Annotated in this window: 23 protein-coding genes; 17 read left to right on the forward strand and 6 right to left on the reverse strand. The window is 62.1% G+C overall.

The genetic code is table 11. The features are described 5' to 3' along the window. The 11 genes from ylqF (at nt 1) to QZ613_RS03620 (ending at nt 9,771) form a co-directional block, all read left to right on the forward strand. On the forward strand, nt 1-972 hold the full coding sequence (ylqF, locus tag QZ613_RS03570; protein WP_043563564.1) for a ribosome biogenesis GTPase YlqF: 972 nt from the start codon (nt 1-3) through the stop codon (nt 970-972). A 53-nt stretch (nt 973-1,025) separates the two neighbouring features. Beyond that, nucleotides 1,026-1,928 carry an acyltransferase gene (locus tag QZ613_RS03575; protein WP_291981522.1) on the forward strand — a complete coding sequence of 301 codons (903 nt, stop codon included), beginning with the start codon at nt 1,026-1,028 and terminating at the stop codon, nt 1,926-1,928. A gap of 233 nt (nt 1,929-2,161) precedes the next feature. Further along, nucleotides 2,162-2,821 (forward strand): AAA family ATPase, encoded by a 660-nt coding sequence (locus QZ613_RS03580; RefSeq protein ID WP_043563866.1) that lies wholly within the window; start codon nt 2,162-2,164, stop codon nt 2,819-2,821. Beyond that, nucleotides 2,821-3,489 (forward strand): hypothetical protein, encoded by a 669-nt coding sequence (locus tag QZ613_RS03585; RefSeq protein WP_291867923.1) that lies wholly within the window; start codon nt 2,821-2,823, stop codon nt 3,487-3,489. Before QZ613_RS03580 ends, QZ613_RS03585 begins: the two co-directional genes overlap by 1 nt. Before the next feature lie 124 nt (nt 3,490-3,613). After that, nucleotides 3,614-4,072 (forward strand): hypothetical protein, encoded by a 459-nt coding sequence (locus QZ613_RS03590; protein WP_043563557.1) that lies wholly within the window; start codon nt 3,614-3,616, stop codon nt 4,070-4,072. 171 nt (nt 4,073-4,243) lie between these two features. Beyond that, the gene (locus tag QZ613_RS03595; protein ID WP_291867929.1) at nt 4,244-4,381 is read left to right on the forward strand and encodes a hypothetical protein; all 138 of its coding nucleotides are present in this window, start codon (nt 4,244-4,246) and stop codon (nt 4,379-4,381) included. Between the two features lie 140 nt (nt 4,382-4,521). Then, the gene (locus QZ613_RS03600) at nt 4,522-5,202 is read left to right on the forward strand and encodes a TIGR00153 family protein (RefSeq protein ID WP_043563556.1); all 681 of its coding nucleotides are present in this window, start codon (nt 4,522-4,524) and stop codon (nt 5,200-5,202) included. 108 nt (nt 5,203-5,310) lie between these two features. After that, nucleotides 5,311-6,573: an inorganic phosphate transporter gene (locus tag QZ613_RS03605; protein WP_043563554.1), complete on the forward strand. Its 1,263-nt coding sequence runs from the start codon at nt 5,311-5,313 to the stop codon at nt 6,571-6,573. Between the two features lie 241 nt (nt 6,574-6,814). Then, complete coding sequence (locus tag QZ613_RS03610) at nt 6,815-8,950, forward strand: metallophosphoesterase (RefSeq protein ID WP_291981525.1); 2,136 nt, start codon at nt 6,815-6,817, stop codon at nt 8,948-8,950. A gap of 93 nt (nt 8,951-9,043) precedes the next feature. Beyond that, a complete protein-coding gene (locus tag QZ613_RS03615) occupies nt 9,044-9,247 on the forward strand; it encodes a SlyX family protein (RefSeq protein WP_291863268.1) in 204 nt (67 codons plus the stop codon). Nucleotides 9,248-9,432: 185 nt separating this feature from the next. After that, nucleotides 9,433-9,771, forward strand: a complete 339-nt coding sequence (locus QZ613_RS03620) for a hypothetical protein (protein ID WP_291863266.1) — start codon at nt 9,433-9,435, stop codon at nt 9,769-9,771. A 775-nt stretch (nt 9,772-10,546) separates the two neighbouring features. On the opposite strand, the gene dnaQ is transcribed toward QZ613_RS03620, so the two are convergent. The 3 genes from dnaQ to QZ613_RS03635 all read right to left on the reverse strand — a co-directional run bounded on the left by dnaQ (nt 10,547) and on the right by QZ613_RS03635 (nt 12,518). After that, nucleotides 10,547-11,266, reverse strand: a complete 720-nt coding sequence (gene dnaQ, locus QZ613_RS03625) for a DNA polymerase III subunit epsilon (RefSeq protein WP_043563547.1) — start codon at nt 11,264-11,266, stop codon at nt 10,547-10,549. Between the two features lie 81 nt (nt 11,267-11,347). After that, a complete protein-coding gene (gene rnhA / locus QZ613_RS03630) occupies nt 11,348-11,803 on the reverse strand; it encodes a ribonuclease HI (protein ID WP_043563544.1) in 456 nt (151 codons plus the stop codon). Beyond that, a complete protein-coding gene (locus QZ613_RS03635) occupies nt 11,796-12,518 on the reverse strand; it encodes a class I SAM-dependent methyltransferase (RefSeq protein ID WP_043563542.1) in 723 nt (240 codons plus the stop codon). Before QZ613_RS03635 ends, rnhA begins: the two co-directional genes overlap by 8 nt. 27 nt (nt 12,519-12,545) lie before the next feature. Here QZ613_RS03635 and gloB point away from each other — a divergent pair, with 27 nt between their 5' ends. Then, nucleotides 12,546-13,307 carry a hydroxyacylglutathione hydrolase gene (gene gloB / locus QZ613_RS03640; protein WP_043563540.1) on the forward strand — a complete coding sequence of 254 codons (762 nt, stop codon included), beginning with the start codon at nt 12,546-12,548 and terminating at the stop codon, nt 13,305-13,307. A gap of 8 nt (nt 13,308-13,315) precedes the next feature. Here the strand turns inward: gloB and QZ613_RS03645 are convergent, their stop codons facing one another. After that, a complete protein-coding gene (locus QZ613_RS03645; RefSeq protein WP_291863262.1) occupies nt 13,316-13,756 on the reverse strand; it encodes a response regulator in 441 nt (146 codons plus the stop codon). Between the two features lie 138 nt (nt 13,757-13,894). Between QZ613_RS03645 and QZ613_RS03650 the strand changes: the two genes are divergently transcribed. The 4 genes from QZ613_RS03650 (at nt 13,895) to QZ613_RS03665 (ending at nt 20,572) form a co-directional block, all read left to right on the forward strand. Next, nucleotides 13,895-17,302, forward strand: coding sequence for a DUF748 domain-containing protein (locus QZ613_RS03650; RefSeq protein ID WP_291981527.1), 3,408 nt, complete (start codon nt 13,895-13,897; stop codon nt 17,300-17,302). A 54-nt stretch (nt 17,303-17,356) separates the two neighbouring features. Beyond that, nucleotides 17,357-18,706 carry a DNA recombination protein RmuC gene (gene rmuC, locus QZ613_RS03655; RefSeq protein WP_043563534.1) on the forward strand — a complete coding sequence of 450 codons (1,350 nt, stop codon included), beginning with the start codon at nt 17,357-17,359 and terminating at the stop codon, nt 18,704-18,706. Next, nucleotides 18,703-19,158: a DUF3293 domain-containing protein gene (locus QZ613_RS03660; RefSeq protein ID WP_043563532.1), complete on the forward strand. Its 456-nt coding sequence runs from the start codon at nt 18,703-18,705 to the stop codon at nt 19,156-19,158. The genes rmuC and QZ613_RS03660 overlap by 4 nt, the downstream gene beginning before the upstream one ends. Before the next feature lie 91 nt (nt 19,159-19,249). Continuing rightward, entirely contained in the window at nt 19,250-20,572 is a 1,323-nt protein-coding gene (locus tag QZ613_RS03665; RefSeq protein WP_291981529.1) for a serine/threonine protein kinase, read from the forward strand. On the opposite strand, the gene QZ613_RS03670 is transcribed toward QZ613_RS03665, so the two are convergent. Continuing rightward, complete coding sequence (locus QZ613_RS03670; RefSeq protein ID WP_291981530.1) at nt 20,530-21,783, reverse strand: transposase; 1,254 nt, start codon at nt 21,781-21,783, stop codon at nt 20,530-20,532. The two genes, QZ613_RS03665 and QZ613_RS03670, sit on opposite strands and share 43 nt — an antisense overlap. 281 nt (nt 21,784-22,064) lie before the next feature. Between QZ613_RS03670 and QZ613_RS03675 the strand changes: the two genes are divergently transcribed. Further along, nucleotides 22,065-23,228, forward strand: a complete 1,164-nt coding sequence (locus QZ613_RS03675) for an HDOD domain-containing protein (RefSeq protein WP_291981533.1) — start codon at nt 22,065-22,067, stop codon at nt 23,226-23,228. Between the two features lie 28 nt (nt 23,229-23,256). Here QZ613_RS03675 and QZ613_RS03680 read toward each other — a convergent pair whose 3' ends face one another. Further along, a complete protein-coding gene (locus QZ613_RS03680) occupies nt 23,257-24,051 on the reverse strand; it encodes an outer membrane protein assembly factor BamD (protein WP_291863255.1) in 795 nt (264 codons plus the stop codon). Between the last annotated feature and the right edge of the window lies 1 nt (nt 24,052).

Genomic DNA, 24,052 nt, shown 5'->3' on the forward strand with positions numbered 1-24,052 from the left:
ATGGCCATCCAGTGGTTTCCCGGACACATGAACTCGGCGCGCAAGAAGGCGGCGGAGACGATGGCGTCGATCGACGTGGTCATCGAGCTGCTTGATGCACGTATGCCAGAGGCGAGCACCAATCCGCTGGTCCGCGAACTTCGCGTGCACCGTCAGCGTCCCTGTCTGAAGGTGCTCAACAAGGCCGACCTCGCTGATCCGGCGGTGACCGCGGCGTGGATCGATCACTACAACCGGCAGGATGGCGTGCGCGCGGTCGCGCTGTCGTGCCGCAAGCCCGGAGACGCAACGCGCCTGCCGACGCTGTGCCAGACGCTGGCGCCGCATCGCAACGACAACGTCAAGCCGCTGCGGATGTTGATCATGGGCGTTCCCAACGTCGGCAAGTCGACGCTGATGAACGTTCTCTTCAAGCGCAAGATTGCCAAGGTCGGTGACGAACCGGCGGTCACTCGCCAGCAACAGACCTCGCAGCTGGACGTTCGTCACTCGATTACCGATATGCCGGGGCTGATGTGGGCGAAGATCGACTATCCGAGCGATGGTCTGATGCTCGCTGCCGGCAATGCGATCGGTCGCAATGCAATGATCGATGAAGAAGTGGCGAGCTTCCTCGCCGGCGTGCTGCTGGCGCGCTACCCGGCGCTGCTGGCCAGCCGTTACGGTTTGCCGAGCGCTGAACTCGCCAGGCTCGACGCGGCGGACGTGATCGAGCGGATTGCCGTGCGGCGCGGCCTGCGCCTGCGCGGCGGTGACGCCGATCTCGAAAAAGCGGCGAAGGTGTTGCTGCAGGACTATCGCGACGGCATACTCGGGCGGGTGAGCCTGGAGACGCCGGCAACGCGGCGGCTGATGCTGGCCAGTCAAGCGCCGCTGGATGCTTCCCGACCGGCGGCCGCGGCGGAGCGGGTGTCCGATCCCCGGCGCCAGGAAAATTCGCCGGCGAGCCCGCCTGGCGACACTGCGCCGTAGGCCTCGCGCGACGGCATCTTCAGCGCGATCGTCGCCGTCGGCGCTCACCATCCATGTTCCATTTCCTTCCCGCCCCACTGCTTGGCCTGATCGCTTCCTTGCTACTCGGGCTCAACACCCTCGTCTGGGTGCCGATCCTGGTCTCCTTGGCGGTCGTCAAATTGCTCCTGCCATTCAAAGCGCTGCGTCTGCGTCTGGACCCGCTTCTGGTGCACATTGCCGAGGCGTGGATCGCCGGCAACAGCGGCTGGATGCGCCTCACGCAGAAAACGGTCTGGGACATCGAGGGGGGTGACGGACTCGACCGGCACGGCTGGTATCTGGTCAATTGCAATCATCAGTCGTGGGTCGATATTCTCGTCTTGCAACGCTTGCTGACCGGGCGTATTCCTCTGCTCAAGTTCTTTCTCAAGAGGCAGTTGCTATGGGTGCCGGTGATCGGTCTGGCGTGGTGGGCTCTCGATTTTCCGTTCATGCGCCGGCACAGTGAGCAGTCATTGGAGAAGAATCCGGAGTTGCGTGGCCGCGACCAGGAGGCGACGCGCAGGGCGTGCGCGAGGTTTGCGCTGATTCCGACCAGTGTCATGAATTTCTGCGAGGGGACGCGCTTTACCCCCGCCAAGCAGCGGCGGCAGCAGTCGCCGTACCGTCACCTGCTGCGACCGAAGGCCGGTGGCATCGCGCTGGCCCTGAACGCGATGGGCGACAAGTTCCAGGCCATCCTCGACGTGACCATCGTTTATCCTGACGGGGTGCCGAATTTCTGGGCGTTTCTGTGCGGGCGCGTGGCCTGCGTGCGTGTGCGTGTGCGTCGCCTGCCGGTGCCAACGCATCTGGTGAAAGCCGATTACGCCAGTGACCCGGCGGTGCGTGAGGCGTTCCAGCAGTGGCTGCAGCAAATCTGGCAGGAGAAGGATCGGCAGATCGACGCGCTGCTGGCGCAGCGATCGTGTTGAGCAGTTACCGAGCACTTGCCTGTTGCCAGCGAGCGGGGCGGGCGGTCAAGGTACTGCGAAACAAGTGCCCTGGTAGCAGGCGTCGTCAGGCAGCGCAGGCACCAGCAGGAAATAGTTCGTTTGGTCGCCACTTGCGGGTGCTTTGTGCCTTGCCTGTCAGGCCAGTGATGGCATAATTGCCGGGCAATGCCCATTCCTCTCATCAAGCTGTTTAGAAGGCAGGTTTTATGTCCATGTCACTAGGCCGGGTAATCGCCGTTGTTTCGCAGAAAGGCGGGGCCGGGAAGACGACGGTTGCCATGCAACTGGGCGGCGGCTTCCATGCACTCGGCGCTTCAGTGTTGCTGGTTGACCTCGATCCTCAGGAGAGTGCGTTTCGCTGGGCGGAATCGGCCCCTTTGCTCGACTCTGATCTGCAACTCGATGTGCGCAAGATGTCCGGGCTCGAGCTGATAAAGCACGTCGGCGAGTTGCAGCGGGAGGCCGACTACGTGATCCTCGACACGCCGCCGTCGATCTACCATCCCTCGACGCTGGCGGCGCTGGCGGTGGCGCATCTGGCGGTGATCCCGGCGGTGCCCAGCCCGACCGATCTATGGTCTACGCTGGCCGTCGAGCGACTGATCCTGACACGCATGGAGCAGAGCCATCGTCTGCACGGATGCATCGTGCCGAACCGCGTGCAGAACACCGCGCTGGCGACGGATGTGCTTGAACTGTTGCACGAATTTACCTTGCCGATTCTCGATGCTATGCTCTGCCAGCGTAATGCCTATGCGCAAAGTGCGGTGATCGGTGCATCCGTTTTTCAGCTGGGATCAGGAGCTGACGCCGCACAGGAAGAAGTGCGCAAGCTGATTGCCGCCGTTCTTAAACAATTGGGAGAAAATTGATGACAACATCCTCACGTACCAGCAGCAACAAAAGCGCCTTGCGCGCCAGCCTGAAGAAGGAAGACGATTCGCTGGCCGGTCGCCTGGCGGGGACTGACGCTCCCCTGGAGGCCACGATTCAGGCCACTGCAGCCGAGTCTGAACCGGCCACGGGCGCTGCTGCCGTTACTGCTCCCAGCGCACCGGCGCGGCGGGCAGCGGCACGGCCGGCGGCGGCGAAAGCGCCTGCTGCCCGGACGGCTGCGACGGCCAGAAAAGCGCCTGCCCAGGCGCCGGCGGTCGATCCAGCAGCAGCACCGAAGGCAAGACCGGCGAGCAGGAAAGTCGCCGCTACTGGCGCCGAGCCACGAACGAGGGCTCCCAAGCCGGTAACGGGGACCGTCGAGATGCTCGAGAAGGTGGCCAAGCAGAAGCGCGACAAGCTGGTCAGCTACTCGGTCAAGCTATTGCAGAGTGAGGAAGCCGCGATCGAAGCCCTGCGCGACGAGTTGTCCAGGGTTGCCGGTTGGGCGGCGACCAAGTCTGATATTCTGCGTGCAGGCATTCAGGTCTTTGCCGAGCAGAAGCTGGAGCAAATGCAGGCCTTGCTCGGGTCGCTGGCTGCACCGGTGAAAGCTGGCAAGAAGGATAAGAAGGATAAGAAGGATACGAAGAAAAGGAAGCGCTGAAAGAGACGCGCTGACTTGCAAGAATAAGCGGTGAGTGCTCACCGCTTTTTTTTTTGTCGAGGTCAGGCGCGCAGCCGTCGTAGAGCGGCGACGGTTTGACAATTCATGAGCGAGTGGCAGGACGATGATGGAACGTTTCGTAGTCGGTAAAGATGAAAAGCGTCGGCGTTGGACCAATGCCGGGTGGGGTGCGTTGTTCAGTGCTGCCATGGTCGTGGCGGTCTCTTTCGGTCACCAGCAAGACCCCGAACGTTACAGCAGTTTTCTCTTCTGGTCGGTTGCCTCAATCGTGACGACGCTGAATCTGGTCAACCTGATCTTCCTCTTGCGTTATCTGCGCGCGATCGGCGATCACTGCCTGGAAGTGCTGCCTGGCAAGCTTAGATTTCTGACCGCAGGGAAATGCTCCGAGCTGGAGTTCGAGCAAGTGACGGCACTGCGCTTGTTCCGGCGCCGAGGTGAGCTGCGGCACATTCAGCTGCTTCTCAGGAACAATCGCGGGATCCGCCTTGAGGGCTACCAGGATCTGGAACGTCTGGCTCAGTGTTTGCAGGATGCGCTTCCTGGCAAACAGATGTCCTGAAGAAGTCGGCGCGGCGGCTGGCTCAGGACGCTCGCCAACGGTCGGCAAGGCATTCCTCCTGCGACCTTGCCAAACGGCCATTCACGTGCGCTCGACACGCGTGCTGCGGGCGGCCGCGAACGAGCCGGCAGAGGCGCTTAACTCTCCCGTGATTGTCGCCTGAGCGCCAAAATGCTGCGTTCGGTGGCTGTCTGCTGGCTGGTCGACATGGCCTTCCGTCAAGCCGCCGCGCTGCGCTACGCATCGAAAAAAATTTCGCAATTGCAGGCGTTTGCGTCCAAAAAATCTCTTGACACCCTCCCTTTGTGATGCCTTTAGGACTACAATTTAACCCGGATCGAGATGCGTAGAAAGGCGCTTCACGGGCAGCTTGAAGGCCTGTGCGCGCGGCAAAAAATAACAGAGGTTTGTAGTTTTTCTTGTTTTTTACCAACCATACCGGAGGACAAATGTTATCCACCAATCCGATTGCGGCTTTGTTCGGCAAGTCGCCTTTCAAGCCCATGCAACAACACATGCGCATCGTCTGCGAGTGCGTGGCGGAAGTACCGGGAATGTTCAACGCCGTAATTGCACAGGACGCGGCGCAGGTCGAAGCGCAGAAGGACAAGATCTTCGTCAAGGAGGGTGAGGCAGACGCGCTGAAGAACGACCTTCGCGACCATCTGCCGAAGAGCATGCTGTTGGCGGTTGACCGGCGCGACCTTCTGGAACTGCTGGCAATGCAGGATTCGATTGCCGACACCGCTCAGGATATCGCCGGCCTGCTGGTCGAACGCAATATGGAAGTTCCGCCGGACATGGCCGAGCCGCTGATGCGATTCGTGAACCGTTGCGTCGAGACCTGCGAGCAGGCGCACAAGGTCATCGAGGAGCTTGACGAACTCCTGGAAACGGGTTTTCGCGGCCGTGACGTCGACCGGGTCAACGCGATGGTTCTCGAACTGGGCCAGATGGAAAGCGATACCGATCTGATGGGCATTGCGCTCAGCGGTGTTCTTTTCGCCCAGGAAGATAATATCAAACCGGTGTCGGTGATGTTCTGGTACCAGCTGATCCAGTGGGTTGGCAATCTCGCCGACAACGCCGAGAAGGTCGGTGATCGCCTCCGTCTGCTGATCGCTCGCTGATCATCGAACGCCGAGCGCGTGCGCAAGCCGTTCAGTCAGACCACCCTTCCCGATGCGGGAAGTCGATTCGCGTGGTCAACTAGCAAACTCTACAGTTAAGGTTATTCAATGGAAATTATTGAGCAGCATCAGACTATCTTCTTAATCATGGCCTTCGGTTTCGGTCTCTACATGACCTGGGGTATCGGCGCCAACGACGTCGCCAACGCCATGGGCACCTCGGTCGGTTCCGGCGCCCTGACCGTCAAGCAGGCAATCATCGTCGCCGCAATCATGGAGTTCGCTGGCGCCTATCTGGCCGGGGGCGGGGTCGCGTCGACGATTTCGAAGGGAATCATCGACGGTACGGCCTTCGAGCCGGTGCCGGAATTGCTGGTCATGGGCATGTTGTCGGCCCTGCTGGCCGCCGGCATCTGGCTGATGGTGGCCACGATGCGTGGTTGGCCGGTGTCCACCACGCATACGATCATCGGCGCCGTCGTCGGCGTTGGCGTCGCGGCAATTGGCATGGACGCCGTGCACTGGGACAAGATGGGCGAGATCGTCGCCAGCTGGTTCGTTTCCCCGGTGCTTGGTGGCTTTTTCGCCCTGCTGCTGACGCTCAGCATCCGCAAGCTGATTCTCAACACCGACGACCCGATCAGCCAGGCTCGCAAGTGGGGGCCGTTCTATGCATTCCTGGTTGGCTGGCTGGTGTCGCTGGTGACCATCACCAAAGGCCTCAAGCACATCAAGATCCATCTCACTGACGTCGAGGGGCAGATCCTCGCGCTGGTCATCGGTGTTGCCCTGGCCATCATCGCCAAGTTGATGATGAACCGCATCAAGACCGACGAACGTGCGGACAAGGACTTCCACTACGCGAGCGTCGAGAAACTGTTCATCCCGCTGATGGTGTTTACCGGTGCGGCAATGGCCTTCGCCCATGGTTCGAACGACGTCGCCAACGGTATCGGCCCGATGGCCGCCGTGATTCAGCTGATCGAGACCAAAGCCGTATCGGCGAAGTCGGCGGTGACGCCGTTCATGCTGTTCATCGGTGGTGTCGGCATCGTCATCGGTCTGGCGACTTACGGCTACAAGGTAATGGCCACCATCGGCAACAAGATCACCGAACTGACGCCAACGCGCGGTTACTGCGCGACTATCGCCGCTTCATTCGTCGTCGTGCTGGCTTCGGGTCTTGGCCTGCCGGTGTCGACCACCCATATCGCGGTGGGTGCCGTGATGGGGGTGGGCCTGGCGCGTGGAATCGGCGCCCTCGACCTGCGCGTCATCGGCGGCATCATTCTCTCTTGGTTCATCACCGTGCCGGTCGGGGCGATCCTGGCGGCGATCATTTTCTACGTCATGCGAGCCGTCTTCAGCTAGGCTAACGACGCAACCCTCCAGGCGGCGCTTCCTTTCCTTTGGGGCGCCGCCTGTTCGTTTGTCCACCTGAAAGCTTGTCTCCTTCCACTCCCGACCCTAGCCTTTCGAGATCTGATTGATGCCGGATCTGTCTACCCAGCCCGTAGAGTCGTTGCAGCGCTTGAAAGGAATCGAATTTCCAGGCGATGTGCGCTTTCGCCAGATTCTGGTGACCGGTCCGCCCGGCGCTGGCAAAAGCACGATGATTCGACGTCTCGGTGGCTGGTCCGAAGAGGGCTATCTGGACATCAGTCGAAAGTACTGGTGGCGATCGGAAATGCTTTCCGTGCGCCCGCGCGAGATCCATCTGGGGCTGCCGATGCTCGGCATGGTCGACGCGGTGTCGGTATACGATCCGGCGTTTCTCGACTGCGATCCCTTGCCATCGGTCGACCTTGCCCGTATAGCGCTGCCGCCCCGGCAGCTGTTCTTCCTGTCCGTCGATTGGTATCGACGCTATGTCTTCGATTTTCTGCTGCCACCGCCAGAACTGGTGTTCGAGAGACGCAGCGCGCGCGCGCGCCACCACACGCATCCGGTGGACGCTCAGCTGAGCCTGGCGATCTGCACAGCGCAAGTTGAGGTCTTTCGCCAGGTTGCCGAGCATCTTCATCGGAAGGGCTTCAATGTCTACGTGCGCGAGGGGATCGACAGCACGCCGCAGCGCTTTGTCGACCCTTCCGGGATCGCTGCAGCGGCGATTCCGCGCCGTCGCCGATTCACTTTTGCCAATGTCCTTGCTCGTCTGAAAGCCTTCTCGGCGCGACTGGGCTTTGGCGTCGGTCGTCACCTCCGCTTGCACGGCGCCTATCGCCTGGGGGATAGCAAAGTCCGCGTGACGCTCGGCGGTTTGCCGATCGAAATTACCCTTGGTCTCGACGACAAGCGCCTTCGACTCTATCCCGAGACACGCATCAACCAATTGGGAGAGGCAGTCAAGGTCGGCAGTTTCGTCGTCGTCGACCCCGCCACCCATCTCCGCCAGATTGGTGGGTTTCTGCGGTTGAGCCCCAAGAACTGGCTGGTCCTGGGTTCCGACGACCGCATCCAGCAGGCGATATTCGACTATCCAGAGGCTGTCGACGGGCATCATCTGGCCTTGATCCATGGCCGTGACGGCCTGGTGTTCCGCAACCTCAGTGACGCCGGTACGACCATTGCGCCGATCGTCGAAGAGCCCAAGGTGATCCGCCTGAAGCGCTTGCGGCGGCTGCGCAAGCGTAGCAGGCTGGTAGACCAGGGCATCCCCATAGCGCCCATGCTCGACAAGGCCAGGGCGCTGCGGATGAACAGATTGCAGCGGCTGCGCAAGATCTTCGGCGGGCCGATAAGGCTCGTGCCCAGGGACCAAGCGCTAGCCCTTATCGAAAAGGTCAATCGGCTGATGCACAACGAGGTCTATCGGCCCAGGGACGATCGAGGCCTGCCCGGCGGATTGCTCGTGCTGCCGCGCGAGTTGATCCCGATTGTGCTTGCAGACATGCATGCGCAGGTCGATAACCTGCTCACCGTGCTGACCCAGAACGCCTTCCTCGAAGCGCTGGAGGATGGAACCGCTGCCCTGATAATTCTCGGCGACGCTGTTCATTGCGAGGTTGATGGGCAACTGCGGGCGATGGAAAGCTCGATGATCCTGATGGACCTCATCTTTCGCCTCAAGCTGCATTTTCCGGAGCAGGTATTTTATATCCGCGGTAACCATGATTCGTTCTCGGAGGACCTGGCCAAGGAGGGCGTTCCGCAGGGTCTGCTGTGGGCGAGGGAACTCAGCGAGCTGCGCGGAGCGGTCTATCAAAGGGCCATGGGTGACTTTTACCGTCTGCTGCCCTATGTGGTCATGTCGCCCGATTTCCTCGCCTGCCACGCCGCCGCGCCAAAGACCAAGGTCAGCAAGAAAATGCTCGTGCAGCTCTACCAGCGACCCGAACTCGTTCTCGAATTGATCAACAACCGCCTGCAACGGGCCAATCGACCGCAAGGCTACACCCGACGCGACGTCAAGCGCTTCCGCAAGAACCTGAGCCTTGACCGGGAGACTCCGTTCATCGTTGGCCATACGCCAATCGACCGCGAGGAAACGCTGTGGCTGAACGTCGATGGCATTGACAATCACCATGTTCTGTTCAGTGCCAATCCCAGTCAGGTCGGCGTATTCACCCGCGTCGGTGAGACGATGGTGCCATTGACCTACCCGGTAGACGAGTTGACGCCAATTCTGAACGCCATGGTATTCAGGAGGACCGCCGACGCTACCGAGGCCACCGCCGGTCCTGGCGGGCCGGAGGACGAAGCGGCAGCGAAGGAGCCAGCTGCCAGAAGATTGCGGCAAGGTGGGTAGCCCAACCAGCCTGCTGCTTTGGGCGGCCTTTCGTGCCCTGAACGGGCAACTGTCTATTGCGCATCCGGGCCTATGGAAACAAGGGAGCCACGCTTGGAACATCGCCTAGCCGAACTGGAAGTGCGGCTGAGCCTCACCGAAGATCTGGTCGAGGCGCTGAACCTGACGGTCTATCGACAGCAGCAACAGATTGATCTATTGCAGCAGCAGCTGCGCCACCTTTACCGCTACCTGCAGGAACCTTCTCCGGCTGGCGAAAAGCGCAGTCCGCACGACGAAATCCCACCACACTACTGAACGGCGGGAGGCTCTACAGGCTGCCGTCAGGAGTCAGGGGCGCTCGCCTGTCTCCTCCGTTTTCCCGCCAGCTAGGCTCTCGTGCGCAGTGGCTGCGGCCGTCCTGGCCGTTGCCCAAAGCTCCCTCTGCCTGCCGTGACCGCTTTCTTGTTGATTCGTGTCAACCGCTACCCCAGGCGAGCGTTATGCGCTGCATGGGCGGGAAGCAAGAACAAACCTTCGACACAGGAGAGAAAAAAATGGGTAGCGTGAGCAACGAGTCTTTTGACCAGTTCCTGGATTCACTGAAAGAGGCTGGGGTTGAAATCAGCAACGAGCGCGAACTGCGGGAGCGCTTGGCAGAAGCTCAGCGCTGGCGTTTTGCTTTCGCCACACTGGCCGCCAACGGCCGTCAGCTGGGGATTCGTTTTCAGGACGCCAGGAGCGGCGTCAGCGATGCCGACATCCACCGGGCGTTCGCCCGCTTCGAATTCCCGGCAAAGCTGGAGAGTTCCTTTGCTGCCAGCCTTCGGGCCGACCACTAGGCGCCACGAGCTCGCCTCGGCCAAAGCCGTTAGGGCTGCCCAACGATCTCCGGGCAAGCCGTATGCGATGATGGAAAAGACCCGCCTCCTGGCGGGTTTTCTTCGCCTCCTGTTCGCCCTGCCGATGTCGCGCTGCTGTACAGGTTGGTTGGTGTTGGACGATCGCCGCAGTGTGAGTCATAATGCGGCAATGAACGAATCACCTCCCCAGGATCCGCGTCGCCGGCTCCGTGAGCTACTCTCCATCCCCGAGCGCGATCGCAGCGACCCGCAATGGGATGAAATCATCGAGCTCGAAATTACTCTGGCTCCGGGAAACCGTGAGTCCGATCGGAATTCGGACCGTCTTCCAGGGCAACCGGAGAAGCGTCAGAACACCTCCGGGCCCGGTCGTCGACCGGATCAACGCAAGACCGGCCCACGTCCGGCCGGGCCTCCTCGCCAGCAGGATCAGCGGCAGCCTGCCGCGAGGGCTGAAACTGCCTCCCCGGAGGGAGGGGCGGCTGACGGGCGCTCTCCCGACTCCAGGCCGCCCGCCAAGCGACATGGCCGGCGGCCCAGGCGGCCGCCCGAGGCGCCCAGCGACGGCTGATACCTCTCGCGACCCCGTTTGCGTGGCCGCGGAGGCGCCGAGGCGGGTGCTACGTGTGCCGCCCGCAGTGCGAAAAATGTCGGCTGGGAAGCGACACGGGAAGCGCTGTCAGTCGACCGACGGCAGGGTTCGCGCCCACACCCGCAGGCCGAGCCGGCAAGGGCAGACGCCGCAGCCGGCGAATCAGCTGCCGACCTGCCCGCGCAGCCACAGGCATTTGCCTTTACTTGCTTCGTCAAGGTCGGCCAGTGCCTGCTGGTGTTCAGCGACTTCTTCTTCGCTGGCGCGCCTGACGATCTGGGCTTTACGCCGACCCGAGGCGGGCATCGGGCGGGCAGCCTCTAAGCGTTCGGCGCTGTCATCGCCGAGATCCATGATCAGGCTTTCCTGGCCCCGGGTCATCGCCAGATAGACCTCGGCGAGAATCTCGGCGTCGAGAAGGGCACCGTGCAGCGTACGGTGCGAGTTGTCGACGCCGTAGCGGTCGCAGAGCGCGTTGAGGTTGTTCTTCTTGCCGGGGTGCAGATCCTTGGCCATTCGCAGGGTGTCGCAGACGGCGTGACAGACCGTGTCCAGTGGCGCCATGTCCAGTCGGGCCAGTTCGGCGTTCAGAAAGCCAAGGTCGAAAGCGGCATTGTGGATGACCAGTTCGGCACCGCGCACGAAATCGAGAAACTCATCGGCAACGTCGGCAAAATGCGGCTTGTCGAGCAGGAACTCACGGCTGATACCGTGCACTGCCAGCGCGCCAGCGTCGATTTCCCGCTCGGGATTCAAGTAGCGGTGGAAATGGTGATGGGTCAGGCGTCGATGGTACATCTCGACGCCAGCGATTTCGATGATGCGGTGGCCAAGCCTGTGTTCCAGGCCGGTGGTTTCGGTGTCGAGAAAAATTTGGCGCATGGGTGTTGTCCAATGACGGCGAAAGCTGGCGTTGTCGCGGATTCTTCGGTAGCGGGGGCCCGCGTGGGCAGTGCCGGTGGCTCAGGAGTCCCTGGCGCGTAGCTCGTCCATGCCGCGATTGGCGAGCGCGTCGGCGCGTTCGTTGCCGATATGCCCGGCATGTCCCTTGATCCAGAACCACTTGATGTCGTGCTGGCTGGCGAGTTGGTCGAGACGTTGCCAGAGGTCGGCGTTTTTCACCGGTTTCTTGTCCGACGTGCGCCAGCCATTGCGCTTCCAGTTGTGAATCCAGGCACTGATTCCTTTTTGCACGTACTGCGAATCCGTATGTAGATGCACCGTTGCGGGTCTGGTAAGCGCCTCAAGGGCGCAAATGGCGGCCGTCAGTTCCATGCGGTTGTTGGTCGTATTGCTCTCGCCGCCCCACAGTTCCTTCTCTCGGTCGCCGGTCTGCAGCACGGCGCCCCAGCCGCCCGGCCCGGGATTGCCACGGCAGCCGCCGTCGGCGTGGATGATAACCACCTGCTGATCAATCATGTCTTGCTGCTTCCTTCTTGGTGACCGCCGACAGGGCCTTGCGCGGAGTGGCCTGTTGCTTCCAGTTGGGCATGATCAGGCGCATGCTATGCACCCGTTTGACCGCGCGCAGTACGTAGACGCCGCCGGCGAAGCTCCACCAGCGCTGGCCGCTGGCTTCCAGGAAGTGCCAGCGTTTGAGCCAGCGCTCATTGCGGAAGGGCGGCGCGTAGCAACCGAAACGGCTGCTCTCGGCCTCGAAGCCGAGCAGTTGCAGCCAGTCCTTGAGGCGCGCCAGCGACAGGTAGCGACCATTCCAGGGAAAATGCTGCGGGCAGTTGGGGAGCCGGCGACGCAGGCCCCAGATCGAGATCGGATTGAAACCGGCAATGATCACTTCGCCCTCGGGAATCAGAACCCGTTCCACCTCGCGCAGAATTCCGTGCGGGTCGTCGTGGAACTCAAGGACATGCGTCATGACCACCAGGTCGATGCTGTGCGCAGCAAAGGGCAGTTGGCGCAGGTCGCAGAGGACGTCGACCTTGCCCGAGTCGTGCGCCAGCTGGCGGAGGGGAATGCGGTTTTGCGCGAGGAGGTCGAATTGCGGCAGTCCCAGCTGAAGCGCATGGTAGCCGAAGACATCGGCCACCATTTTGTCGAGGGTGGCCTGCTCCCAGGCCATGACGTACTTCCCCTGCGGCGTTTGAAGCCAGGCGTCGAGGCCAGCAATTGACATTTTCCGCAATTCTTCCAAAATTGAACGATGTTCGACGTCATCCGCATTCCAGCCTTCAAGGATAACTACATCTGGTTGTTGCGCAAAGGCGCATCGGCCGCCGTGGTTGATCCCGGTGATGCGCGCCCGGTGCTCGAGGCGCTTGAGCGCGAGGGTCTGTCGCTGACGAGCATTCTGGTTACCCATCACCACGCCGACCATCAGGGTGGGGTGGCGAGTCTCCTGGCGCACTACCCGGCCGAGGTCTTCGCGCCGGCAGCGGAATCGATTGCCGGCGCAAGCAGGCCCTTGCACGGCGGAGAAACGATTCACCCGACCTTCTGCGACGACGAGTTTCAGGTCATCGCCGTTCCCGGGCATACCCTTGGGCACATCGCCTATTATGCGGCAGGCTGCCTGTTCTGTGGCGATACCCTGTTTGCGGGCGGTTGCGGGCGTTTGTTCGAGGGCAGCGCAGGGCAAATGTTCGCCTCGCTGTTACGGCTGGCCAGCTTGCCCGAGCAGACGGCAGTCTACTGCGCACATGAATACACCGAGGCGAATCTGCGTTTCGCGCTGGCGGTAGAGCCAGGCAATCGCCGTCTGCAAAGCCGGGTCAATGAAGTCGCCGTGGCGCGGGCCAAGGGCTGGGCGACGGTGCCGTCGACGATTGGGCTGGAAAAGGCAAGCAATCCGTTTCTGCGCTGTGGCGAGCCGGAAGTAGCGGCATCGGCGCGGCGCCGCGTTCCCGGTGCGGTCGATGAGGTCGCCGTGTTTGCCGCGCTGCGCGAGTGGAAGAACGGCTTCTGAGGTTTTCTTCAGGTGGTTTCCAGGTCGCTGTTGTGTCTGTCTGGCAGGGTTTTTCCCGCTGCCGGCCAGGCCAGCCTGAGCGTATCGAGGACCTTGCCAACCTTGTACGGCTTGATGATGAAGCCGCTGGCGCCGCCCTGTATCGAATCGCGAACATTGGCGACACTCGGTGTTCCGCTGACCATGATGACGACGATCTGCGGATGCAGGGCCTTGATCGCCTGCAAGGCTTCGAGGCCGCCCATTTCGGGCATGACGACATCCATGCAGATAATGTCGGGTCGCAGTCGCTCGGCGAGTTCGAGCGCGCCGATGCCGTCTCGGGCCTCACCAACGACCTCGTAGTCGTTGCTGCGCAGAATGCTGCGCAGCAAGGCTCGCGTCAGCTCGTGGTCGTCGACGATCAGTACTTTCGCTCCTGCTGACGCCACTGCGTTACTCGCGCTCACGTCCTTGTCCCAGGGTTTGCCCAGGCGTCGTTCAGCGAAGATGTCGCCGTCGCTCTGGCGCTGGCCGCGTGGCGAGTGCGGGAAGCCCGCCTTCGTGCTAAATTCGCCCTTCCCCCAGCCAGCTTGCGGCCTGCTGCCATGCCTGAAAACACCGATCCTGCGACGGCGAATGCCTCCACCGCCCTGAGAAAATACGGGCTGCGCGCTGCCCTTGCGTTGCTGGTTTTCAGCGTGCTCGGATTTCTCGTTCTGCCGCTGGTCGTCAAAGCGGTCCTCGTGGAGCAACTTGCGCAGGTCTTGCAGCGGCCGGTGGCCGTCGACGGAGTGAGAATAAACCCCTATACGCTGTCGCTGCAAGTGAGCGGATTGGCGATTCAGGAAAAGGGCGGTGGCGAGATCGTAGCGGGCTTCGAAAGCCTGGATCTGAATGCCGAGTGGAGTTCGCTATGGCACGGTGGACCGGTGATCAGCGAGCTGAATCTGGTCGCTCCGGCGTTCAGGGTCGTGCGCCAGCCCGACGGGCGATTCAATTTCTCCGATCTGGTCGACGAGTTTGCGGCGAAGCCGGAATCAGACGATCCGCTACCGCGTTTCTCGCTGAACAACATTCGTATCTCTGGCGGAAGATTAGAATTCGACGACCAGATGCTGGCCGAAAAGCATCTGGTCAGCGACCTCGATGTCGGCCTGCCTTTCATCTCCAGCCTGCCACAGGCGATCGAGATATTTGTCGAGCCCACTTTTTCGGCTTCGCTTGATGGTTCGCCGCTGCTTTTCGAGGGCAAGAGCAAGCCCTTCGACCCGTCGCTGGAAAGCCAGCTGATGCTCGACCTCAGCGAAGTGCCGTTGGCCAGGTACGTCAATTACCTGCCGCTGCACCTGCCGATCGAAGTTGTTTCCGGCACCCTTGACAGCGCGTTGACGCTGGCCTTCCAGCGCCAGGACGCGGACCAGTCGATCTTGGCCATCTCGGGCAGGGTCGCGCTCAAGGACGTCGTCGTGAAAGACAAGGGCGGTTCGCCATTGCTTTCTCTGCGCCGCCTGGAGGTGGTGCTCGATGCGCTTGATCCGCTTAACGGCAAGTTCGCCATCGAACGCGTATCGCTCGAGCAGCCGGAACTCCATGCACGGGTCAGCCCGCAGGGCACGATCAACTGGGTCGACTTCTTCAGCAAGGAACTGGCGGCCCGCGGTACGCCTGCGGCGGAAGAAAAAGACGCCGGCGGATCAGTGCCTGTCGAGTGGTCGCTCGCCGAGGCGAGCATCACTGGCGGTGCGCTCCGCTGGCTCGACGAGTCGCACGGCAAGCCGTTCAATGCCCGCGTCGACGGGCTGACGGTCGAGCTGAAGAAACTCGCCAGCAGGAGCCGCGTGCCGGCAGAGTTCGACCTGGCGTTTCGCCTCGACGCCGATCAGTGGGTGAAGGTCGACGCCTTCGCGGTCAAGGGCGGCAGGCTCGATCTGGCCAAGCGTGCAGTGCTCATCAATGAGGTGGCGGTGCGTGATGCCAGGCTGCTGATTCGGCGCGCCAAAGATGGTCGCGTCGAGTTCGTCGAGCCGCCTTCACTGCGCGCCGTCGAGGCGGCGCAGGAGGATTCGTCGGCGCCGTGGGCGCTGACGGTCGCCAGATACCGTGGTGAGAACCTTGGCCTGCGCTTCGAAGACCACGGGGTCTCGCCAGCGGTGACGCACACGGTCGAGGAGATGAGCGTCGAGGCCGAGAATCTGTCGACCGAGCCGGGCGCGGCGGTCAAGCTGGCGACGCGCTTCAAGCTCAACGGCAAGGGCGCGGTCGAGGTCGGCGCCGGTGGCACGCTACTCCCTCTCGACACTGACCTCAAGCTGCTGGTCAGGAATCTCGAGCTCCTGCCGCTGCAACCCTATTTTACCGAGCAGCTGAATGTCGAGCTGAAGCGGGGCCACGTGGCCCTGGACGGCAATCTGCGTCTGCGCCAGGAGGCCGGCGGTGGCGCGGCTGTCGGCAAGTTGGGCGGGGGATTCTCCGGGAAGCTGGCGGTCGCCGACTTTTCGGCAGTCGACAAGACCAACGCGGCCGATTTTCTGAAGTGGGGGTCGCTCTCCTTCGGCCGTCTCGACTTGACCCTGAATCCGGATTCGCTGTCCATCGGCGAGGTGGCGCTGGCCGACTTCTTCGCACGGATAATCATCAATCCGGAGGGCAAGCTGAATCTGCTGCAGATTGTCCGGCGGCCTGCCTCGCCGCCCGAGGCCGTGGTGCCCAAGACTGGCGAGCAGACGTCCGGCGATGCCGCCGCGGAAGGCAAGGCGGTGGCGCCGGTGGCCAGTGGCGAGCAGCCACGGTTTCCGGTGAAGGTGGGAAAAATCACCTTGCAGGGTGGGGACATCAAGTTCAGTGACCACTTCATAAAGCCGAACTACTCGGCCGACCTGAAAAAGATCGGCGGTGCGATCAGCGGGCTTTCGTCGGCTGCCGACAGCGTTGCGACGCTCGACCTGCGCGGGAACTACGACGACATCGCCCCGCTCAAGATCGCCGGTCAGCTCAATCCCTTGATCGCCACGCCCTATCTGGATATCCAGGCCGACGTCAAAGGTATCGAGATGACTGCGCTGTCGCCATACTCCGGCAAGTATGCTGGCTATGCCATCGACAAGGGAAAGATGTCGCTCTTCGTCAAGTACAAGATCGAGAAGAACCAGCTGACTGCCGAGAACCGCATATTTCTCGATCAGCTGACTTTCGGCGAAGCGGTCGACAGCGCCGAGGCGACCAAATTGCCGGTGACCCTCGCCGTTGCTCTGCTCAAGAACCGCAAGGGCGAGATCGACATCAATCTCCCGGTCGCGGGATCGCTTGACGACCCGCAGTTCAATATTGGCGGCCTGCTCGGCGAGTTGATCGGCAGCCTCCTGGTCAAGGCCGTCACTTCGCCGTTTGCGCTGCTGGGTTCGATATTTGGCGGCGGTGAGGAGTTGTCGAACGTCGAGTTCGCTACCGGAATGGCGGCGATCAGCCCGTCGGCGCAGCAGCGTCTCGACGTCCTGGCCAAGGCCTTGCTCGATCGGCCGGCGCTCAAGCTCGACGTTGAGGGACATGCCGATCCGGAAGGAGATTCCGAGGGCTTGAAGCGCTATCGCCTGCAAGAGAAGTTGCAGGCCCTGAAAGCCGGAGGGCGCAGCGGCGACGACAGTGCCGCGCCGGCGACAGTCGGCGTCGACAGCAAGGAGTATTCCGAGTTGCTCGAGCGCGTCTACCGCGCCGAGGACTTCGAGAAGCCGCGCAACATGGTCGGGATGGTGAAGGGGTTGCCGGTCGACGAAATGGAGAAGCTGATTCTCGCCAACACGGTGATCGATGAGCAGGACCTGCGCGATCTGGCAGATCGCCGGGCAGTAGCCGTGCGCGACGCGCTGCTCGCGCAGAAAGTACCGGCGGACCGGTTGTTCCTGCGCCCCGTGCAAGTCGCCAAGCGGAGCGGCAAGGCGGCGGAGGGCAAGTCCGATGGAAAGCCGGATTTACCCGGGCAGGGCGAGGGAAACCGGGTTGTCTTTTCCCTGCGCTAGCGGCGGTCGCGTCTCGCCGGCCGATCTCGCCGGGCTACCGCCTGAGGCGCTTAGATGAGCGAAGCCTGGCTGTTGTATGCTTCGGCGTCGCTGGGCCTTCTGGTGATCGTTCTGCAGGTCGCGCTGCTCTTGCGGGCGGCCACCGCGCGCGAGCTGATGGGCGTGCGTTTTCGCGACCTGCAAGGCGGCCTGGAGCGACTCGAACGTGAGTTGCGCCAGGAGATGTCGCTGGGGCGACAGGAGGCGGCCAGTACCGCGCGCGGCGATCGCGAGGAGCAGTCTCAATCGCTGAACCGCGTCGCACAAATGCTTGTCGGGCAGTTGGCCCAACACGGCCGGCTGCAGGCGCAGCAGCTCGAATCCTTTGCCCAGCAGCTGGCGCGTCTGACGAACAGTAACGAGCAGCGTTTCGAGCAGCTACGCCTGGCGCTGGAAGCCCGTCTCGGGGCAATGCAGGCCGACAACGCCAGCAAGCTCGAAGAGATGCGCCGTACGGTCGATGAAAAACTGCACGCGACCCTTGAGCAACGGCTTGGCGAGTCGTTCAAGCTGGTCAGCGATCGCCTCGAGCAGGTGCACAAAGGGCTCGGCGAAATGCAGACCCTGGCGGCCGGTGTCGGCGATCTGAAGAAGGTGCTGACCAACGTCAAGACCCGCGGCAGCTGGGGTGAGGTCCAGCTGGAGGCCCTCCTGGACCAGTTGCTGAGCAGCGAGCAATACGCCAAGAATGTGGCGACGCGGCCGGAATCGTCGGAACGCGTCGAGTTTGCCATTCGTTTGCCGGGTCGCGCGATCGGTGATGACGAGCAACGGCCGGTGTGGTTGCCGATCGACGCAAAATTCCCGCTCGAGGATTATCAGCGCTTGCTGGAGGCACAGGAACGGGCCGATCCGGTGGCGTCGGAAACGGCGACCCGGGCGCTCGAACTTCGTCTGCGTGACGAAGCGCGAAAAATTCACGACAAGTACGTCGAGCCCCCGTACACCACCGACTTCGCCATCCTCTATCTGCCGACCGAAGGCCTCTACGCCGAAGCCTTGCGGCGACCGGGCCTGGTTGACAGCCTGCAGCGCGATCTGCGCATCTGCATCGCCGGGCCGACGACGCTGGCGGCATTGCTCAACAGCCTGCAGATGGGTTTCCGAACGCTGGCCATAGAGCGCCGGTCATCGGAGGTCTGGGCCGTCCTCGGCGCCATCAAGACCGAGTTCGGCAAGTTCGGCGAGATCCTCGAGGCGACGCACAGGAAGCTCGAACAGGCCAGCCGGAGTATCGAAGCGGCCGGCGTGCGGACCCGGCAGATCGAACGTAAGCTGCGCGGCGTCGAAGCACTGCCGGCGAGCGACGTGCGCTTGCGGCTGGGCGACCTTGAAGACCTCGGCGGAGAAGGCGAAGACCGATGAGCAGGGCCGCGATGGAGGCTGCATTCCTGGCGACGACCTATCGGGTGGAGACCCCCGAGCGCAGCTTCGATTTGCGCATCGGGGTGGCGAGCGCCGGCTTCGATGAATTTCTGTGCCGTCAGGCGGTGTCGCTGGGAAAACCTGCCGCCGCCGGGCCCGCGGGCGCGGCGATCGGTTGGGGCATCGTTACCGCCTACAACCCCGGCGAGCGGCTCTCGGAGCATCAGAACGAGATTCGTCAGCGCCGCTTGCGCGAGCGAATCGCCGCTTCGGCTGGCGCTTGCTTCGCGGCCAGCAACCTTCCAGATGCCGATGCACACTGGCCGGTGGAACCGAGCTATCTCGTACTGCCCGTCGATGAACAGCGGCTTGCCGCGCTTGGCCGCGAATTCTGCCAACTCGCTGTCGTCTATGGAGAAACGGGATTGGCGCCGCGCTTGCTGTGGCTTTGAGCAGAAACTTCTGTGCCGGCTGTGACTTTTGCGGCACTGGTCGCCAAAGATCGACGCCTAGAATGATTCATTTGGCAAGCGAGAGAAGCCGGTGAGCAAGCAGGTTGGACGTTTCGAGCTGATTCGCGAGCTGGGTCGAGGCGCGCAAAGCGTCGTTTACCTGGCGCGCGATCCACAGCTGCAGCGGCAGGTGGCAATCAAGACGCTGCACTTCGCCCCTTCCGACCCGCAGCAGAAGCAGCAATTGCTAGCCGAGGCGCGCATCGTCAGCCAGTTGCGCCACCCGAGCATCGTGCCGATCTTCGAGGTCGCAGAGGAACAGGGCGATCTCTATCTCGTCTTCCAGCACGTTCCCGGTCGAAATCTTGCCGAACACCTGCAGCTCAGTGGTCGCCTGCCGGCGGAAAAGGCGATCGCCATCATGCAGGCGATTCTCGATGCCGTGGCACACGCCCATGCGGCGGGGATCATTCATCGTGATCTCAAGCCAAGCAACATCCTGATCGACGACGATGGGGTGCCGCGGGTCATGGACTTTGGCATTGCCAGCCGCGCCGAGGGCCTGGCCAGCGACGGGGCACCGCTGTCGGGCACGCCAGCGTACATGGCGCCCGAGTACATCGCGCAGCGGACGAGCAATGAAAGGACCGACGTTTTCTCGGCCGGGTTGGTGTTCTATGAATTGCTCAGCGGCCAGCGCGCGGTACCGGGCAGCAACATCGACGAGGTGATGAAGCGGATCACGAGCACGGACATCACGCTGCCAGCGGAGCTGAACAGCGCACTCGACGAACGGCTGGTGGCGCTGCTCTACCGCGCGCTGGCTCGCGACCCGGAGGGCCGCTATGCGACGGCGGCGCAGATGCGTGCGGCCCTTGACGACTATCTCGCACCGGAAACGCCGGTGGCTGGGGTGGAGGCACGGCAGAGCACGATCGAATTCCTGCTCCGGCGGATGCGCCACAAGAGCGATTTTCCGGCGCTTTCGGAGTCGGTCGGGGCGATCAACCGGATCACCTCTTCGGAAAATCAGAACCTCGCCGAGCTGTCGAACACCATCCTCAAGGATTTCTCCCTGACCAACAAGATCCTGCGCATGGTTAACTCGGTGCACTACCGCCAGGCGGGTGGCGGCAACATCAGCACCGTGTCACGTGCGATCGTCGTTCTCGGTCTCGACGCGGTACGCAGCATTGCCATTACGGTGATGCTCTTCGAGCACCTGCAGAACAAGGACAACAGCAATCAACTCAAGGAAGAATTCCTGCGCGCCCATCTGGCCGGCGTTCTCGCCCGGGACATCGGTGGCAAGAGCATGGCGCGCGGCGACATCGAACAGGCCTTTATCTGCTCCAACGGTGTCCGGTTGCCTCATAGATATGCCAACAACAATGGCCGCAACTGGGCCTCATAAAGCGCCTGCGAGGCCGGTTTGTGAAAACAGTGCTTGAAGAACCGCAAGACTTGGCGGCTCACCTTGGAGGTGTAGCGGAATACCGGGCTGCTCCAGTCGGGGCGATCGGTCCCGTCGGTTGCAGAGGTCTGGCGCCGGTCCTGCTTGCGCAATGCTTTCTCGTCCACGATTCCGTGCTGACCCATTCTGCGGTGCAGCAGCAAGGCCACCAAGAGGCTGGTGACAATGGCCAGGCGGACCTGATTCTCGATGGCCGCCAGGCTGGCGCCCCAGGCCTTGGCCTGGCTGAAGTCGTTCTTCCAGGTGTCAAAACACTTCTCCTCCTCCCAGCGGCGCGAGTAGAGGAAGGCGATGAGGCCGGGTTCGAGCTTGAACTCGTTGGTCAGAAACTCCACGAGATGCCCGCGCCGGCTGCGGAAGGTGATCAAGCGCCAGTCTTGCCGGGAACTGCGCAGGGTGATGCGCAGATCCTTGAGCACCCCTTCGTTGGCCGGCACGTCCGCCACCGCCAAGCCCTCGGTAGAATCGATGCACAGGCTGCATTTCATGCGCGTGATCATGGTCACGCCCAAGCGCTTTTTCCGGCCATCCCAAAACGCCGCGTCGATGAAAGCGCGGTCGACCAACCACAGGGCACCCTTGTGACGGGTCATGGCTTGCGCGGATTGGTCGTAGTCGCGCAACAGCGCCGTCTCGTGGCGACTGCGGGTATCGACGTAAACGTCGGCGGGACAGCCCAGGCGCACGTCGTAGAAGCTCAACAGCGCGTGTCCCTTGGGATTGTCCTCGCCGCCCTGGCGGGGCGTACACCGCCCGTAGTGGGCGCTTTCGCTTTGATAGGTCCCATCCATCGCATACACCGGGCGTCCTTGCAGTGCAGGGAATTTCGCCAGACGATCCGGCAACACCGCCCGGGCCTCGGTAAGCAACGGCGGCATCGCCGCCTGCAAGACCGCGCGGCGGCGGCGCGAGGACAGCGCGTCCGACCACGTCGAACGTGCCAGCGGCACGCGCAGCGCCGTTCCCGGTTCCCAATGCAGAAGCAACTGCACCTGCTCGCGCAGGGTGCGCATACCCTGCAGGTGACGCAGTACTCCCAAGCCGATAAAATCCGCCATACTCAACACGCGCGATACGGCGTCGGTACCGCGCACCTGCGCCAGGGCACGCGCTATCGGCGCCAACAATTCCCCCAGGACGGTTTGATTCATGAGGCTATCCATGACCGCAGTTAATCGTTCGGTATCCACAAGACACTCCAATAAGCTGTTGTTTATACAGCCTAAATGTCGAGCATTTTGCCAAACCCTTGTCAAGTGATTTTTCGTTATTTTTCGAATTATTTTGCCAACCCATTATCCGCTTCATAGAGCGGATAGATTCCGCACCTGCCGTCTTTCTATTGAATGATTCCATTATCTGCGTACAACACGACTGCTGCTGCCTCATGGGTAGCATGCCTACTCCGGCTAGAAATACAAGCCGGACACCGTTGATCTGCTCGCTGTTTCACAACCTGGGTCGCCTGTTGAGCCAGTACTACTTTCCCGACGAAAGCGCCGAGATTCGGCGCCTGGCGCAGCAGAAAGACTGCAGCGACGATCTGGCGGCACAGCAGGTCCTCGGTCTGTCGTTCGAAGACCTCGGCGTGGGCATTGCGCAGAGCTGGGGTTTCCCGCGGCTGATCATCAACAGCATGCGCAAACTGCCGCCGGGGAGTGTTCGCCGCCCGGCGAACATGGACGATCGCCTGCGCGTGCTGGCGGCATTGTCCAACGACCTGTGCAGTCTGGTCGCCGACGCCGGAGTCGAGCAGCAGGCCAAGGAACTGCGTCGGATCGTCGCCCGCTTCGGCGAGGTGATCGAGGTCGACGAGCAGGATCTGCAGAGAACTCTGCGCAAATCATTCGAGCAGGTGTCGCAGTTTGCCGGCGTCTTGCGCCTTAATCTGCAGCAGACAAATTTCGGCAAGCAGAGCCGGGCCTGGGGCGGCGCAGCGGGTGGGCGAGCCCTTGCCGCCGACCTTCCGACTCAGGAGGACGGTCTCGCGGGTACGGTGCTTTCCGATGTCGCCGCGGACGGTCTGGCTGGCGATGAGGCGGCGGCAGACGGCGCCAGGTCAACGGCCGCAGCCGCGCCGGTGAGCAGCGAAGTCATCCTGATGGCCGGGATTCAGGACGTCAGCAACGCCCTGATCAGTGATTTCAAGCTCAATGACGTGCTGCGCATCATCCTGGAAACGATCTACCGGGCGAAGGGCTTCAAGAACGTCATCCTATGCGTCCGCGACGGGCGCAGCAACGCCATGCTCGGTCGTTTCGGTTTTGGTCCGGAGGCTCCGGAGATTGCCAAACGGTTCAGGTTTTCGCTGGTGTTCAGCGCCGACATATTCCATGCGGCCCTGGCCAACGGGGCCGATATCCTGATCAGCGACACGCGTGATGCGAAGATAGCGCCACGTATCCCGGCGTGGTTTCGCCGGGCGGTGACTGCCGAAACCTTCGTCGTCTTCCCGCTCTGCGTGCGCGGCAACGCGGTGGCCATGATCTACGCTGATCGCCAGCGGGCCGGGGAGATTGTCATCGCCAAGGCGGAGTTGTCCTTGCTGCGAACGCTGCGCAATCAGGCCGTACTGGCCATCAAGCAGTCAATCTGAAGAGGGGCGGCGTGCGGGTGGCCATGGCTTACCAGAGCTTCCACCACGGTTCCGGGCGATTAAGGCCGCGCACGTAGTATTCGCTGTTCGGGTAGTTCTTGCGCATTACGCGCTCGGCATCGTCGCGCAGATCGTTGAGGCCGAGGGCGTCGTAGGCCTTGACCATGATGAACAGCGCTTCTTCGCTCGACGGCGTGTCGGGATAGTTGATCATCGCGAACTGCGCTCGATTCGCGGCTGCCAGATAGGCGCCACGTTTCATGTAATAGCGTGCCACGTGGAGTTCTAGCTGTGCCAGAGCGTTGACCAGGTACTTCATGCGCAGCAGGGCATCGGGCGTGTATTTGCTATCCGGAAAGCGGGTGACCAGTTCCTTGAAGGAATCGAAGGACTCGCGTGCCCCCTTGGGGTCGCGCTCGGTCATGTCCTGATTGCTGATCGAACCGAGCAGACCCAGGTCTTCGTTGAAGTTGATCAGGCCGCGCAGGTAATACACGTAGTCGACATTCGGGTTGTTCGGATGCAGCTTAATGAAGCGATCGCAGGCCGCGATCGCCGACGCTGGTTCGAGGTCCTTCCAGTAGGCGTAGGCAATGTCGATCTGCGCCTGCTGGGCATAGCGGCCGTAGGGGTAACGTGCCTCGAGCTTCTCGAAGTACTTGATGGCCTTGGTGTAGGAGCCATCGTTGAGTGCATCCTTCGCTTCGGCGTAGAGCTTGTTGGCCGACCAGCCGACGGTCTCATCCTTGGTATCGGGAAGGAGCCCGCAGCCAGCGACCAGAGAGGCGACGAAAAGCGCTGCGATAACCGCTAAACTACGCATG

Origin of the sequence: Candidatus Accumulibacter sp. ACC005 (assembly GCF_907163215.1) — a bacterium.
Lineage (GTDB): Bacteria > Pseudomonadota > Gammaproteobacteria > Burkholderiales > Rhodocyclaceae > Accumulibacter > Accumulibacter regalis.